At 57.9% G+C, this 15302-nt stretch carries 17 protein-coding genes; all 17 read right to left on the bottom strand.

Translation table 11 applies throughout. The annotated features are described in order from the left end of the window. Window positions 1-63 precede the first annotated feature (63 nt). Window positions 64-606: a glycine zipper 2TM domain-containing protein gene (locus F3I15_RS07800; protein ID WP_039383872.1), complete on the bottom strand. Its 543-nt coding sequence runs from the start codon at window positions 604-606 to the stop codon at window positions 64-66. Between the two features lie 290 nt (window positions 607-896). Then, complete coding sequence (locus F3I15_RS07795; protein ID WP_150017344.1) at window positions 897-2201, bottom strand: NAD(P)/FAD-dependent oxidoreductase; 1305 nt, start codon at window positions 2199-2201, stop codon at window positions 897-899. A gap of 243 nt (window positions 2202-2444) precedes the next feature. Beyond that, window positions 2445-3485, bottom strand: coding sequence for a beta-N-acetylhexosaminidase (nagZ, locus tag F3I15_RS07790; protein ID WP_150017343.1), 1041 nt, complete (start codon window positions 3483-3485; stop codon window positions 2445-2447). A 15-nt stretch (window positions 3486-3500) separates the two neighbouring features. Further along, on the bottom strand, window positions 3501-4322 hold the full coding sequence (thiK, locus tag F3I15_RS07785; protein WP_150017342.1) for a thiamine kinase: 822 nt from the start codon (window positions 4320-4322) through the stop codon (window positions 3501-3503). Further along, window positions 4303-4902 carry a penicillin-binding protein activator LpoB gene (gene lpoB, locus F3I15_RS07780; protein WP_150017341.1) on the bottom strand — a complete coding sequence of 200 codons (600 nt, stop codon included), beginning with the start codon at window positions 4900-4902 and terminating at the stop codon, window positions 4303-4305. Before lpoB ends, thiK begins: the two co-directional genes overlap by 20 nt. A 10-nt stretch (window positions 4903-4912) precedes the next feature. Next, complete coding sequence (locus tag F3I15_RS07775) at window positions 4913-5278, bottom strand: YcfL family protein (RefSeq protein ID WP_039383863.1); 366 nt, start codon at window positions 5276-5278, stop codon at window positions 4913-4915. Window positions 5279-5295: 17 nt separating this feature from the next. Beyond that, on the bottom strand, window positions 5296-5646 hold the full coding sequence (gene hinT / locus F3I15_RS07770) for a purine nucleoside phosphoramidase (protein WP_039383861.1): 351 nt from the start codon (window positions 5644-5646) through the stop codon (window positions 5296-5298). A gap of 179 nt (window positions 5647-5825) precedes the next feature. Further along, the gene (ptsG, locus tag F3I15_RS07765) at window positions 5826-7259 is read right to left on the bottom strand and encodes a PTS glucose transporter subunit IIBC (RefSeq protein WP_150017340.1); all 1434 of its coding nucleotides are present in this window, start codon (window positions 7257-7259) and stop codon (window positions 5826-5828) included. A gap of 280 nt (window positions 7260-7539) precedes the next feature. Next, entirely contained in the window at window positions 7540-8331 is a 792-nt protein-coding gene (locus F3I15_RS07760) for a metal-dependent hydrolase (RefSeq protein WP_150017339.1), read from the bottom strand. Window positions 8332-8346: 15 nt separating this feature from the next. Beyond that, a complete protein-coding gene (gene holB, locus F3I15_RS07755; RefSeq protein WP_150017338.1) occupies window positions 8347-9339 on the bottom strand; it encodes a DNA polymerase III subunit delta' in 993 nt (330 codons plus the stop codon). After that, window positions 9336-9971, bottom strand: coding sequence for a dTMP kinase (gene tmk, locus F3I15_RS07750; protein WP_150017337.1), 636 nt, complete (start codon window positions 9969-9971; stop codon window positions 9336-9338). Before tmk ends, holB begins: the two co-directional genes overlap by 4 nt. Beyond that, entirely contained in the window at window positions 9961-10980 is a 1020-nt protein-coding gene (gene mltG / locus F3I15_RS07745) for an endolytic transglycosylase MltG (protein ID WP_150017336.1), read from the bottom strand. The genes tmk and mltG overlap by 11 nt, the downstream gene beginning before the upstream one ends. Beyond that, a complete protein-coding gene (pabC, locus tag F3I15_RS07740) occupies window positions 10977-11789 on the bottom strand; it encodes an aminodeoxychorismate lyase (RefSeq protein ID WP_150017335.1) in 813 nt (270 codons plus the stop codon). The genes mltG and pabC overlap by 4 nt, the downstream gene beginning before the upstream one ends. A gap of 114 nt (window positions 11790-11903) precedes the next feature. Continuing rightward, window positions 11904-13145: a beta-ketoacyl-ACP synthase II gene (fabF, locus tag F3I15_RS07735; protein ID WP_039383844.1), complete on the bottom strand. Its 1242-nt coding sequence runs from the start codon at window positions 13143-13145 to the stop codon at window positions 11904-11906. Between the two features lie 84 nt (window positions 13146-13229). Beyond that, window positions 13230-13466 (bottom strand): acyl carrier protein, encoded by a 237-nt coding sequence (acpP, locus tag F3I15_RS07730; protein WP_039383843.1) that lies wholly within the window; start codon window positions 13464-13466, stop codon window positions 13230-13232. 153 nt (window positions 13467-13619) lie between these two features. Further along, entirely contained in the window at window positions 13620-14354 is a 735-nt protein-coding gene (fabG, locus tag F3I15_RS07725; RefSeq protein ID WP_039383840.1) for a 3-oxoacyl-ACP reductase FabG, read from the bottom strand. Between the two features lie 10 nt (window positions 14355-14364). Then, entirely contained in the window at window positions 14365-15297 is a 933-nt protein-coding gene (fabD, locus tag F3I15_RS07720; protein ID WP_150017334.1) for an ACP S-malonyltransferase, read from the bottom strand. Window positions 15298-15302 lie beyond the last annotated feature (5 nt).

Genomic DNA, 15302 nt, shown 5'->3' with positions numbered 1-15302 from the left:
AAAAGAAAAAAGCGCCTTACGGCGCTTTTTTTATCTGGTTTGCTGTGAAATAGCTTTGCCCAATCAGGCCTGATTCGAATTCAGGATGAGCTGACCATTGCGGTCAAGCGGGATGCGGGTGCCAGGGTCATTCTCCATGCGGATTTTGCCCTGCTGGTCGCCTATTTTATAGGTCACATCATAACCCAGCATCTTTTCCTGTTTACTGTATACCGTTCTGCAGCGCTGTTCGCTGGTGGTGTAGGTGTCCCGCTCCTGCAGAGCGCCCTGCACCTGATTACCGCCGTAGCCGCCGGCCAGTGCACCCGCTACGGTAGCCACATCGCGACCGCGACCGCCGCCGAACTGATGACCCAGCACGCCGCCCGCGACGGCACCCAGCACCGAACCGGCAATGCGGTTCTCATCCTGTACCGGACGACGGTGCGTCAGCGTAACGTTACGGCACTCCTGACGCGGCTGTTTGATACTCTCTTTAATCGGGGTGGCTGACAGCACCTGAGCAAATTGCGGACCGCGATCAAACACGTTCATGCTGGCGACCGCCGCCACGCCCAGCGCTGCTGCTACACCGATTCCGATACCCGCAAGCATTGATTTATTCACAGGAATATCCTCCTGACAGTGTTACCGCGCATTCCCGTCGCTACAGGCTTGTAGCGGAGGCATAACCGGCGTGCGCGCCGCGCCGTGTTCCTGAAGATAAGTTTTGCAGATGGTCCGGAATTGCAACATCAGATTAATGGAAGAAACGCGGCGTAAGCGCAGCAGGGCCAGCTTTTAGGAGAGTTCCGAGCCGCGGGTTTGGGGCAGGTAATGTTGCGGTGAACTGATGATTATCAGCAGCTTATTGCGGGAGAAACAGGAGCGGGCGACATTATGTCGCCCGCTATTGATTAGTGCAGTTTAAGTCGCGGACGCAGTACGCGGTTCAGACTGCCAACCAGCATCATCAGTCCGGTCTTGAAGTATCCGTGGAGCGCAATCTGGTGCATACGATACAGAGAGATATAGACAAAGCGCGCAATGCGCCCTTCCACCATCATTGAGCCGCGCATCAGGTTACCCATCAGGCTGCCTACGGTGGTAAAGCGCGACAGCGAGACCAGTGAGCCGTGATCTTTATAGACGTACGCTTTCAGCGGCTTGCCTTTACGCTGTGCGAGAATGTTATCCAGCACCCGTGACGCCATCTGATGCGCCGACTGCGCGCGCGGCGGTACAAAGCCACCACCAGGCAGCGCACAGGAGGCGCAGTCGCCGAGCGCGTAGATATTTTCATCGCGCGTGGTCTGCAGCGTCTCTTTAACCACCAGCTGGTTAATACGGTTGGTCTCCAGACCGCCAATCTCTTTCATAAAGTCAGGCGCTTTGATGCCTGCTGCCCACACCATCAGATCGGCAGCAATATACTCACCCTCTTTGGTGTTAAGCCCTTTCGCATCGGCGCTGGTCACCATGGTCTGCGTCAGAACGCGCACGCCCAGTTTGGTCAGCTCCTGATGGGCCGCCGCAGAGATGCGCGGTGGCAGCGCAGGCAGGATGCGTTCACCCGCTTCCACCAGCGTGACGTTGAGCGCGCTGCTGTCGAGACCTTTGTAGCCGTAGCTGTGCAACTGCTTCACCGCATTGTAAAGCTCAGCAGAGAGCTCCACGCCAGTGGCGCCGCCGCCAACAATGGCGATATTGACCTTCTGCAGCTCGCCTTCGCTGGCAGAAAAGCGCAGAAACTGATTCAGCATCTCATTATGGAAACGACGCGCCTGATGCGGATTGTCGAGGAAGATGCAGTGATCTTTGACGCCCGGGGTGCCGAAATCATTGGAAGTACTGCCCAGCGCCACCACCAGACGGTCCCACGCCAGCTCACGCTGCGGCACCAGAATCTCGCCCTGAGCGTCGCGGATTTCCGCCAGCTCAATGGTTTTGCGATCGCGATGGATCTGCGTCAGCGAACCCAGCTGAAACTGAAAGCCGTGGTTGCGGGCGTGAGCCAGATAGCTCAGCGCGTCAATGCCCTCATCCATAGAGCCGGTCGCCACCTCATGCAGCAGCGGTTTCCAGAGATGACTATGGTTGCGGTCAACCAGAATAATCTCCGCTTTTTTGCTGCGCCCCAGCTTATGCCCCAGCTGCGTTGCCAGCTCCAGGCCACCGGCGCCTCCGCCAATTATGACGATCTTTTCCACGGTTGTAGTCAATGCAGACCCCCTCAAAGTTGTAAACCAAAAGTTAATTAACGGTTAAATAAAACCTTAATAAACATAGGGTTGGCGATGTTTAATCGCACGCTGAGGGCAGAATATCACGCCGGTCTAACCAGATCATAAGGAAATTGATGCAGATCAATCTTTCGCGGGGATTATCAGAATGTTACACGTTTTGTGAATAGCATCACACGACAAACGCCGCATTCATATAGGGAATGCGGCGCTTCACAACGCTTACTGCTGTGCAGTATGCGCCAGCCAGCGCGCCTGCAGATCGCTGAGCTGACGCTGATTCTGCCGCCAGCGCGCGCTGCTCTGCAGCTCATCCAGCGTATGCTGCCCGCGATGCCAGAGCCGCGTAATGCGTTCTGCCGGACCCGCCTGCAGATTATCCAGCACGCTGATGGCGCCCGCCCGCTGGTTGCAGACCAGAATCATATCGCAACCGGCATCCAGCGACTGCTGCGCCCGTTCGGCGTAGCTGCCCATCACGGCGGCGCCCTCCATTGAGAGATCGTCGGAGAAGATCACGCCGTCAAAGGCGAGCTCCTGACGCAGCACCTGCTGCAGCCAGTAAGGCGAGCCGCTGGCGGGCAGCGGATCAACCTGGCTGTAGATAACGTGGGCCGGCATTACCGCATTCAGCAGCTGTTCACTGATGAGCTGCTGAAAAATAGCCATGTCGTGCTGGCGCAGCGTGGCGGCATCGCGCGTATCGCGCGGTGTTTCTTTATGCGAATCCGCGCTGACCGCGCCGTGGCCAGGAAAGTGTTTACCGGTGGTTTTCATACCGGCTTCGCGCATGCCGTTAATAAAGCGCCGCGCGATCTGCAGCGCAATAGCCGGATCGGCATGAAACGCCCGATCGCCGATTGCGGCGCTGATGTGGCCGATATCAAGCACCGGCGCAAAGCTGATATCGATATCGAGCCCGGTGATCTCCGCCGCCATCTGCCAGCCCGCCTGCTGCGCCAGATCGCCTGCCGCAGCCAAATCGTGCAGGGCAGCAAAGGACTGCATTGCCGGCAGCTGCGTGAAGCCTTCACGGAAACGCTGCACGCGTCCGCCTTCCTGATCCACCGCCACCACCAGCCGGTTACGGGAAGCGGCGCGGATCTGACGCACCAGCTCGCGGAGCTGAGCAACGTCATGAAAGTTGCGCGTAAACAGAATAAGTCCGCCCACCAGCGGGTGCTGCAATATCTCGCGCTCTTCTGCGTCCAGCGTGTAGCCCGCCACGTCCAGCATCAGCGGGCCGGGTGCATTGATTGTCATAACTCGGTTCCTGAATTAAATATCCTGCCAGCTGGTCTGCGCCAGCTGCTGTAAAGTCGCCTCGCCGCTCTGCTCGGCGCGCAGCTGATACCAGCTCGCCATCAGCAGCTGCAGCCACGGCTGCCAGCGCGCGATCTGACGCGCCAGCACGGTCGCATCCATGTGCGTCCGTGCGGCATACTCTTCCGTCCACGCCGCTGCCTGCGTCGGCGCCCATGCGCAGATAGCAGCCAGCTCCAGCGCCACGTCGCCATCGGCCGCATACTCCCAGTCAATCAGCCTCAGCCCGGCTGGCGTCGCGATCACATTGCCTGGATGAACATCCATATGCAGCGGCGCAAGGCGCAGCGGGCGCGGCTCCCCCTGTCGCTGCAGCCGCTGCAGCCGCGCCAGCCAGCGCCAGTGCCGCTGACGGCAGCGCTGCCAGTAGAGCTGCAGCAGCGGCAGCAGCCGCAACGGATAGCCGGTCAGCGGCTGCCGGTGCAGCGTACTGACCAGCGCCACTATTGCGCTGCGCTGTGCGTCAAAGGCGGCAGGCGTCAGCGCCTCACCCGGCAGCCAGCGCTGCAGCAGCCAGGGAGAGCGCCAGCTGAGCGGCTTCGGCCCCAGACCGGCATTGCGCAGCTGGCGCAAAATACGGTATTCGCGCTGCCGGTTAACAAAAGGAATGGGCTGCGGAGGCGTGCGCCGGGCCAGCAGCGTCTCCTGCTCGCCGGCAATCTGAAAACTGTTGCCGCTCAGACCCGGCAGCGCGAAAAAATAGCCGGCGGCAGATGCCGTCGGCCACTGTTGCTGCACCAGGTCAACCAGTGCGGGATCAGGGTTGTGTTGCACCATTACCTGACCAGATGATTTCGCCGGTCTGCACCAGCATTAGCTGCATCTGCAGCGTGGGTGACTTCACCTCGCCTTTCGCATTGCTATAAAGCACATATTGCGCGTTTACGATGCGCGCCAGGCCGATCGCTTTGCTGCGCGAATTCAGACTATCTTCTGGTGAGAGGCCCAGCGTCTGGCGCGCCTGATTCAGCTGGTCATCAGACACCAGAGTAAATTTGCCGTTGTTCGCCAGCGCGCTCTGAATGGCACCGGTGGCTTTTTCGGTCTGCAGCGCGCCGTTAGTGCTGTTTTTAAGGCGATCGACCAGCAGTACGCTGCCCGGATTCACCCCGGCAGACTGCACCATATTGGCCACCAGCGGCGAGACGCTGGCGCTCCAGTTTATGGTTTTCAGCTTGGGCGGCTGCGGCACATTTTGCGGCGGCGGTACGGGTTGCGGCTCCGGCTGCGGTTCCGGCTGAACCGGAGTCGTCGGCTGCGTCGGTTCGACCGGTGCCGGCGTCTGCTGTTTTACCACACAGCCGGTAAGCATCAGCGCAAACAGTAGCGCGCCAGAACGTTGAACACTGCGGATCACGGGTTACTCCTTAGAGATAAAGATAAAGCCGCACTTTGCTGGCGGTGAGATTGCCCATTTGCGAAGCCACCATCACGCTGCCGTGTGCGGGAACAGTTTGCGTCTGTGCCGGCTCCTGCGGCTCAATTTCCAGTCCTTTATCGTCATACCAGTAGAAACGATAATGAACCGTAACAGGCGCTTCACGCAGATTCTGCAGCGTGCTGGCCGCCTGCAGCTGACCGTCGCGGCTGGTAAGCTGGGGCTCGTCAGTAATGATCCCCGCTGACAGCACGGATGACTCCATCACCAGCGATTGTGAAGTATTGATCATCGGTTTATCACTACTGCAGCCTGCCAGAGTCAATAATAGCAGGCCGCTCAGCCATCGACGCATATCAGGTCCGCCTGAGGTTAATAAGCAAGCATCGGGCCCAGGGGTTCACCACCCACCAGGTGCATGTGTATATGATAGACCTCCTGACCGCCGTGGCGATTACAGTTCATGATCAGGCGGTAGCCATCTTCAGCAATGCCTTCATCGCGGGCAATTTTTGCCGCCACGGTGATCATCCGCCCGAGCGCATGTTCATGCGCAGGCTTAACGTCATTGGTCGTGGGGATCAGGACATTAGGGATAATCAGCACGTGAGTGGGCGCTTTGGGTGCAATATCACGAAAGGCGGTGACCAGTTCATCCTGGTAAATAATATCGGCCGGAATTTCACGGCGAATGATTTTACTGAAAATAGTCTCTTCAGCCATGGTGCGGTTCCTTTTTACCTGAGTCAGTCTGGCAGTATGCGCGAGAAAATCCGCTTCTTTCAACCTTCTCCCGGCTTTTCTTCACTGACTGGCTGCTTTTACAGCGGCGCGCTGACAAACAAAAACCCCCTCGCGGGAGGGGGTTTTTAGCCACGGTGCACAATCCTGCTGCAAAGGCGTTACATGCTGCGGATGTAATCATCCATTTCCGTTTTCAGGTTATCTGATTTGGTGCCAAAGATAGCCTGCACACCGGAACCAGCAACCACCACGCCGCGGGCGCCCAGGTTTTTCAGCTCAGCCTGATCAACTTTTGCCACATCGGCCACGCTGACGCGCAGACGGGTAATACAGGCATCCAGATTGGTGATGTTCTCTTTGCCGCCAAAGGCGCTGACCAGCTTGCCCGCCATTTCGCTGCCGGTGGCGCTGCTCTGCTCAATCGCGGTATCTTCACGGCCCGGCGTTTTCAGATTCAGTTTTGCAATCAGCACGCGGAAAACGGTGTAGTAAACCAGGCCGTAGATGATACCGACAATCGGGAACAGCCAGATTTTGCTGCTGTTACCGCTCAGGACGATAAAATCGATCAGGCCGTGCGAGAAGCTGGTACCGTCACGCATACCCAGCAGGATACAGATAGGGAACGCCAGACCTGCCAGAATCGCGTGGATCACGTAGAGGATCGGTGCCACGAACATGAAAGAGAACTCAATCGGTTCGGTAATACCGGTCAGGAACGAGGTCAGGGCGGCAGAGATCATGATGCCGCCAACTTTGGCGCGGTTCTCAGGCTTCGCCGAATGCCAGATAGCAATAGCAGCAGCTGGCAGACCATACATTTTAAACAGGAAGCCGCCTGAGAGTTTACCGGCAGTCGGGTCTCCCGCCATGTAACGCGGAATATCACCGTGGAATACCTGGCCGGCCGCATTGGTGAACTCACCAATCTGCATCTGGAAAGGAACGTTCCAGATATGATGCAGGCCAAACGGCACCAGCGCACGCTCAATCACGCCGTAGATGCCGAAAGCGACAACCGGGTTCTGATACGCAGCCCACTGGGAGAAGTCCTGAATTGCCGTACCCACCGGTGGCCAGATAAATGAGAGCACAATACCGGTAAAGATAGCGGTCAGGCCAGAAATGATCGGAACAAAGCGTTTACCGGCGAAGAAGCCAAGGTACTCCGGCAGCTTGATACGGTAAAAGCGGTTAAACATATAGGCAGCGATCGCACCGGCAATGATCCCGCCCAGTACGCCGGTGTCCGCCAGATGTTTCGCTTCAATCTCTGCCGCAGGCAGATGCAGCACCAGCGGCGCCACGACCGCCAGCGTTTTAACCATAATGCCGTAAGCGACAACTGCCGCCAGCGCTGATACGCCGTCGTTATTGGTAAAGCCCAGCGCCACACCGATCGCAAAAATCAGCGGCATATTGGCGAACACTGACCCGCCCGCCTCGGCCATGACGTGGGAGACCACGGCCGGCAGCCAGCTGAAATTTGCAGAACCAACACCTAGCAAAATACCGGCAATCGGCAGAACCGATACCGGCAACATCAGCGATTTACCTACTTTTTGCAGGTTCGCAAATGCGTTCTTGAACATAGAAGCTCCTGAGTATGAGTGCATAGTTGCGCGATGCGCGTGGCAGCGGGGGAGGTTCCGCAGCCGGATGACGCTGAGCGTCTTTTGATTTATTACGAAGAGTAAAATAAATGGGGGCGCGTTACTTTGACGGCTATCACGTTTCCTCAATGAGAGCCGTCAGCTTTCAGCACTTTCTGACTGACCTGCCGGATAATAGCGCAATAAAACACTGCCTGCGTCGGGAATAACCTGACGCAGGCAGTTCATTACGGATTAATTACAGCGTTTGAAATAAAGGTCAGACACCCAGACGCGCCATGGGGATGTGAAACAGGCGGGAGAAATTCTGCGTGGTGGTCGCGGCCAGGGTTTCAATATCCACCCCTTTCAGCACCGCCATATAATCGGCCACGTCGCGGGTAAATGCAGGCTGGTTCTCTTTACCGCGATGCGGCACCGGCGCGAGATAGGGAGAATCTGTCTCTACCAGCATCCGATCCAGTGGCACAAAGCGCGCGGCATCGCGGATCTGCTCCGCATTGCGGAACGTCAGAATCCCGGAGAAGGAGATATAAAAGCCGAGATCCAGAAGTTTTGCTGCGGTTGCGCGATCTTCGGTAAAACAGTGCAGCACGCCGCCGCACTTTTCGACCTGCTCTTCACGCAGGATCGCCAGCGTATCGTCACGGGCGTCCCGGGTATGTACGATAATCGGCTTATTCAGCGCAATACCGGTGCGAATATGTTCGCGGAAGGCGGCCTGCTGCTGCGCTTTGGTCTCCTGCTGATAGAAGTAGTCGAGGCCGGTTTCACCCAGCGCTACCACCTGCTCTTCCGCTGCCAGGCGGCGAAACTCCGCCACATCCCAGGGTTCCTCCTGGTTCAGCGGGTGAACGCCGCAGGCCAGCGCAATATTCTGCCGCTCGCCAACCAGCGCTTTGATGCGATAGTAATCCGGCAGCGTGGTGGCAATTGCCAGCATAAATTTAACGTCGCGCGCGGCGGCTTTGGCGATAACGTCATCCAGGTCGCGGTGCTGACTTTCGTAGTCAAGGCCATCAAGGTGGCAATGGGAATCAACGATAAACATAATTTTCTCAGGTAATTACGGGCTGATGACAGGCGGTGCCAGTAAACGGCTCCACGCCAGCAGCCGGTCGGTCAGAATAAGTTCGCGGTTAAGCGATGCCACGTGCAGCAGCTGCTCACTACAGGCGAGCCACTGCTGTGCGCTGCTGTTCAGGGCATTGCTGTTCAGCTGCCGGGCCAGCGCGGTCACGACATCAGGCCGGTCACCATTGCTCAGCCACGCCGCAGCACCCTGCTGCATTTTCATGGCGTCCACCAGCAGCGAGATAAGCCAGCTGAGGCGATCGGCCACGTCATCACTGTTCAGCGCAGGCAGCAGCTGCAGAATGTCATCATTCAGCGCCGCGATCAGCGTATCGCACAGCGTCTGACGCGTCTGCCAGCGCGCGGGCTGCAGCAGCGCCAGCGCTGCGCCGGGCGCACCGCCGCTCAGACGCAGCGCAGCGCGCCGCGCCGCTTCCGGCTGTGTTACTTCACGGCCCAGCCAGGCGAGGCTCTGCGACTCCTCCGGCGGGATCAGTGGCCAGCTGAGACAGCGGCTGCGCAGCGTAGCCAGCAACCGGGAGGACTCACGCACGCTGAGAAAAAACCAGCAGTTTGCCGGTGGCTCCTCCAGCGTTTTCAGCAGCGCATTGGCAGCCGCTTCCGTCAGCTGCGCGGCGTCCGGCAGCCAGACCACTTTCGCACCGCCCTGCTGCGCAAAATGATAGAGTTTTTCCGTGACGTCGCGCACGGCATCCACGCCCAGCGACGCCTTTCCTTTTTCTGCTTCCAGCCGATACCAGTCCGGATGCGTATGCGCCTGCATCAGTTCACAGCCGTGGCACGTGCCGCAGCTTTTAGCGCCTTCCCGCCGCTGACACATCAGCCAGCGGCTAACGCCCCATACCAGCGCATCATCCCCCATCCCTTCAGCTGCCTGCAGCAGCAGCGCATGATGCGCTGCGCCCTCCTGGTGACGGGCAATAATCTGCCGGTAGGGCTGGTTCAGCCACGGATACCAGTTCATGGGCGCTGCCCGGCCAGCCAGCGATGCAGGGCCGCCTTGAGTGACGTTGTCACCTCATCGATAGCCTGCGTTGCATCAACAGTGACGATGCTGGCGTCCGCCTGCGCCAGCGCCAGATAGCGCGCGCGGGTCCGCTCGAAAAAGCGCAGCGACTCCTGCTCAATGCGGTCCAGCGCGCCGCGCGCGCGGGCGCGCTGCAGTCCGATTTCCGGCGTCACATCGAGATAAAGCGTGAGATCGGGGCGGAAATCGCACAGCACCGCATCACGCAGCGTGGTCATCAGCGCGGCATCCATCTCACGGCCGCCGCCCTGGTACGCCTGCGAAGAGAGATCGTGACGATCGCCTACCACCCATGCACCACGCGCCAGCGCCGGTTTGATCACGTTCTCCACCAGCTGCACCCGGGCGGCGTAGAGCATCAGCAGCTCCGCTTTGTCGGTAACCCGTTCGCCTTCAATACCCTGCTTTACCAGCACCCGCAGCTGTTCCGCCAGCGGCGTACCGCCCGGCTCGCGGGTAAAGACGATGTCATGGATACCGTGCTGCTGCAAAACTTCCACCACCGCCTCACGCGCGGTGGTTTTGCCGGCGCCTTCCAGCCCCTCAATGACAATAAACTTACTCTTCATTTTTTTCCTTCAGCGCCTGACGATAAGCCTGTACCGCCCGGTTATGGCTGGCAAGGTTGGTGGTAAAGGTATGCCCGCCCTTGCCATCCGCAACAAAATAGAGATAGCTGCTTTTTTCCGGATGTGCAGCGGCTTCCAGCGAGGCGCGTCCGGGCATCGCAATCGGTCCCGGCGGCAGGCCGCTGATGCTGTAGGTATTATAGGCGGTCGGCGTGTCGAGATCGCTGCGCGTCAGCGTGCCGTTATAGCGCTCACCCATCCCGTAGATAACGGTGGGATCGGTCTGGAGCTTCATTCCGGTACGCAGTCGATTGATAAATACCGATGCTACCCGCGCGCGCTCCTCGCTCACGCCGGTCTCTTTCTCGATGATTGACGCCATCGTCACCAGATCCCGCGGCGCTTTGTAGGGCAGATTCGCCATGCGCGTCTGCCAGACCTCATCAACCAGCTTGTTCATGCGGATATGTGCCCGGGTCAGCACCGCGACGTCCGTGGTATTAGCAGTATAGAGATAGGTGTCGGGATAGAAGCTGCCTTCAAGCTGCGCCGCGTCCAGCTTCAGCGCCGCCGCTACGCTGGCAAAGCTGTCGTCCGCCAGCGTATGCTTCAGATAAGGCGCTTTACGCAGCTCGCTCAGCCACTCACTGAGGCGTGAACCCTCGATAAAACGGAGCGGAAACTGCGCCTCTTTACCGCTGGCCAGCAGCTGCAGCAGCTGACGCACGGTCATGCCCTGTTCCAGCCGGTAGGTGCCCGCTTTAAACTCTGCCAGCTCCGGCTGCAGCCTGAGCAGCGGCCCAAACCAGATGCTACGCGGAATAATATGCTGGCTCTCCAGCTGCGCTTCCAGCACAACGCGTCCGCTCCCGGCTGGCAGCGTATAGAGCGTTTCCTGGTGAATGGTCAGCGGCGTGTCTGCCAGGCGCTCTGTCTGCCAGTAGCTAAACGCGGCAGCGGCGGCAGCGATGACTGCCGCGCCCGCAATTATTTTTTTGATTCGACTCATGTTACGTCCATTTTCTGGCAACAGGTAAAAAGTTGCTGGTACAGCGTGCGTTCACTGAAAATAATGTTATCGATTTGCCGCACCGGCAGCACCGGCATCAGTGCATTACAGATCACGACTTCATCTGCGCCGAGTACGCTTTCGCGCGGCGCGCTGATTTCCTGACAAGCCTGGCCGCTGGCCGCCAGCTGCGCCATCAGAAAACGGCGCATAATGCCGTTTACGCCCGCCTGGTCAAGGTGAGGCGTAAAAATCTGGTTGCCGCGGCGCCAGAAGAGATTGGCAGCGCAGCATTCTACCACGCATCCCGCGGTGTCCAGTACCAGCGCCTCATCAGCCTCCGTTTCATCAAGGTGGTGGCGAATCATCACCTGCTCCAGCCGGTTGAGATGTTTGATGCCCGCCAGCAGCGGATTGCGCGCCAGCGGCACCGGACTGGTAATCAGCCTCACCCCCTGCTGCTGCAGCGCGGCGTAATGGTGCGGCCAGGGGGAGAGCGAGAGGATGCGCACCGGGTCCTGACAGCCGCGCCGGCTGTAGCCGCGTCCGCCAGCTCCCGGCGTCAGGATGATCTTCATCACTGCCCGCTCGTGACCCTGCGCAATGCAACGCATTTCATCCGCCAGCAGCGTCAGGTCGGGCAGCGGCAGCAGAAGCTGCCTGCACCCCTGCTCCAGGCGCTGCAGATGCGCTTCAGCCATCACGACGCGGCCGTTACGCACGGCGGCCGTGGTAAAACAGCCGTCGCCAAACTGGACAGCGCGATCGCTGGCCGGCAGCATTGTTTGCGGGATACCGTTAATCCACACCGCGGCTCCTCAGGCCCTCAGCCCTGAAATGATCTCACCTGCCCGGCCAGTTGTGCTGAAGAGCAGATCAGAAAAAAGGCCCGCATTGCGGGCCTCTGTTCGGCAGAATAGCGATTATACCTTGCGGAAGATCAGCGAGCCGTTGGTGCCGCCAAATCCAAAGGAGTTACACAGTGTGTACTCCAGACCGCTAACCTGACGCGCCGTATGCGGCACAAAGTCAAGATCGCAACCCTCATCCGGATTATCCAGATTGATGGTTGGCGGTACAACCTGGTCGCGCAGTGCCAGAACCGAATAGATCGCTTCTACGGCACCGGCAGCACCCAGCAGGTGACCCGTCATCGATTTGGTCGAGCTGACCATAACGCTGTGCGCTGACGCACCAAATACGGATTTCACCGCCTGCGCTTCAGCTTTATCACCGGCTGGCGTAGAGGTGCCGTGCGCGTTAACATAGCCGATCTGAGCCGGGTCGAGTCGGGCATCACGCAGCGCGTTGACCATCGCTGCAGCGGCGCCTGAGCCATCTTCCGGCGGTGACGTCATGTGGTAAGCATCGCTGCTCATGCCAAAACCAACGATTTCAGCATAGATTTTCGCACCGCGCTTTTTGGCGTGCTCATACTCTTCCAGTACCACAATACCGGCACCGTCACCCAGTACAAACCCGTCACGATCTTTATCCCACGGACGGCTGGCCGCCTGCGGATTGTCGTTTCGTGTTGAGAGCGCACGCGCCGCGCCAAAGCCGCCGACGCCCAGAGGCGTACTGGCTTTCTCCGCGCCACCTGCCAGCATTACATCAGCATCATCATACGCGATGATACGTGCAGCGTGGCCGATGTTATGTACGCCTGAGGTGCAGGCCGTTGCAATCGAAATACTCGGGCCTTTCAGGCCATACATAATAGTGAGATGACCGGCGACCATATTAACAATGGTGGAAGGTACAAAGAACGGGCTGATTTTGCGCGGGCCGCCTTTAACCAGCGAGCTGTGGTTCTCTTCAATCAGACCCAGTCCGCCAATACCTGAACCAATAGCCGCGCCGATACGTCCGGCATTCTCATCAGTTACGACCAGACCGGAGTCCGCCATAGCCTGAATGCCAGCCGCGATACCATACTGGATGAAATCGTCCATCTTGCGCTGATCTTTCCGCGAGATGTACTCATCACAATTAAAATCTTTCACCAGGCCCGCAAAACGCGTTGCATAAGCACTGGCATCAAAATGGTCGATCAGGGTAATGCCGCTCTGACCGGCAAGGAGAGCACTCCAGGTAGACTCTACGGTATTGCCGACAGGAGACAACATGCCAAGACCGGTCACAACTACACGACGCTTAGACACGTTCGTCCTCCAGGGAGGGAAAAATAACGCTATGTGGGGCAAACATAAAACTCAGGCGGTCATATGACCGCCTGAAGATATTCATTAGCCTTGATGGCTAGTGACGTAATCGATCGCTGCCTGAACGGTAGTGATTTTCTCAGCTTCTTCGTCTGGAATTTCAGTATCAAACTCTTCTTCCAGAGCCATTACCAGCTCAACGGTGTCAAGAGAATCTGCACCCAGGTCTTCAACGAAAGAAGCAGTGTTAACCACTTCGTCTTCTTTAACGCCCAGCTGCTCAGCTACGATTTTCTTAACGCGTTGTTCGATATCGCTCATACTATTTAATTTCCTATCAAAACTCGCTTTCGCGATGGTTTTCGTAGTGTATAAAATGGTGAAAAAGATGCAACAAAATCCCGGCTGGTCGAACCACGATTTTGCGCTATTCTGCGGTGTTTACCGCAAATAATGCAAATGATTTCGTGATTATCAGACCATGTACATGCCGCCATTGACGTGCAGCGTTTCACCTGTGATGTAGGCTGCTTCGTCAGAGGCTAAGAATGCAACAGCATTGGCAATTTCCTGCGGGTCGCCTAAACGGCCTGCAGGCACTTCTGCCAGAATGCCCGAGCGCTGATCTTCATTCAGTGCACGCGTCATGTCCGTCTCAATAAAGCCCGGAGCCACGACGTTTACGGTAATGCCACGTGACGCGACTTCACGCGCCAGTGATTTGCTAAAGCCAATTAACCCCGCCTTTGCTGCAGCGTAGTTAGCCTGGCCCGCGTTACCCATGGTTCCAACTACAGAACCGATGGTGATGATACGGCCCACACGTTTTTTCATCATGGCACGCATGACCGCCTTAGAGAGGCGGAAAACTGATGTCAGGTTGGTATTAAGAATATCATCCCACTCATCATCTTTCATGCGCATCAGCAGATTGTCACGCGTGATGCCTGCATTATTGACTAAAATATCCACTTCGCCAAATTCAGCGCGCACTTTTGCCAGCACGTCGTCGATAGAGGCTGCATCCGTCACGTTCAGCGCCAGGCCTTTGCCGTTGTCGCCAAGATAGGCGCTGATGGCTTCAGCCCCGCTTTCGCTGGTTGCTGTGCCGATAACTTTTGCGCCGCGCGCCGCCAGTGTCTCTGCAATGGCCCGGCCAATACCGCGGCTTGCGCCCGTTACCAGCGCAACTTTACCTTCAAAATTCATGATTTTCCTCTTATTCCTGAGAGAGTGCCGCAGAGAGCGACGCAGGATCGTTCACGGCAGTAGCCGTCAGGTTATCAGCAATCCGCTTAGTCAGACCGGTCAGGACTTTGCCTGGCCCCATCTCCAGCAGCTGAGTCACACCCTGTTCTGCAATAAATTGTACTGATTCGGTCCAGCGTACCGGACTATAAAGCTGACGTACCAGCGCGTTGCGGATAGCCGCAGCATCGTTTTCGCATTTGACATCAACGTTATTCACTACCGGCACATCTGGCGCATTAAAGGCGATCTCTTCAAGCGCAACAGCAAGCTTGACTGCAGCAGGTTTCATCAGCGCACAGTGCGATGGCACGCTGACCGGCAGTGGCAGCGCACGTTTCGCGCCGGCCGCTTTACAGGCAGCGCCAGCACGCTCAACCGCGTCTTTGTTACCGGCAATCACCACCTGGCCAAGCGAGTTAAAATTCACCGGCGAGACCACTTCACCCTGCGCACTCTCTTCACAGGCTTTACGGATCGCCTCATCATCAAGACCGATAATTGCCTGCATAGCTCCCGTCCCTTCCGGGACCGCCTCCTGCATCAGCTTGCCGCGCAGCTCTACCAGCTTGATGGCATCTGCAAACGCCAGTACGCCTGCGCAAACCAGCGCCGAGTACTCACCCAGGCTGTGGCCTGCCAGCAGCGCCGGCTGTGCGCCCTGTTTCTGCTGCCAGACGCGATAGATAGCGACTGAAGCTGCCAGCAAAGCGGGCTGCGTCTGCCAGGTTTTGTTCAGCTCTTCAGCCGGTCCCTGCTGTACCAGCTGCCACAGATCGTAGCCCAGCGCATCAGACGCTTCGCGAAACGTTGCTTCAACCTGAGGGTTGTCAGCAGCGAGTTCAGCCAGCATGCCAACGGTCTGAGATCCCTGTCCCGGGAAAACAAAAGCTAATTGCGTCATCTGTC

It is taken from the genome of Pantoea sp. M_9, from assembly GCF_008631385.1.
In the GTDB taxonomy this organism is placed as follows: Bacteria; Pseudomonadota; Gammaproteobacteria; order Enterobacterales; family Enterobacteriaceae; genus Pantoea; species Pantoea eucrina.
This window is presented reverse-complemented; position numbering and strand designations above follow the sequence as displayed.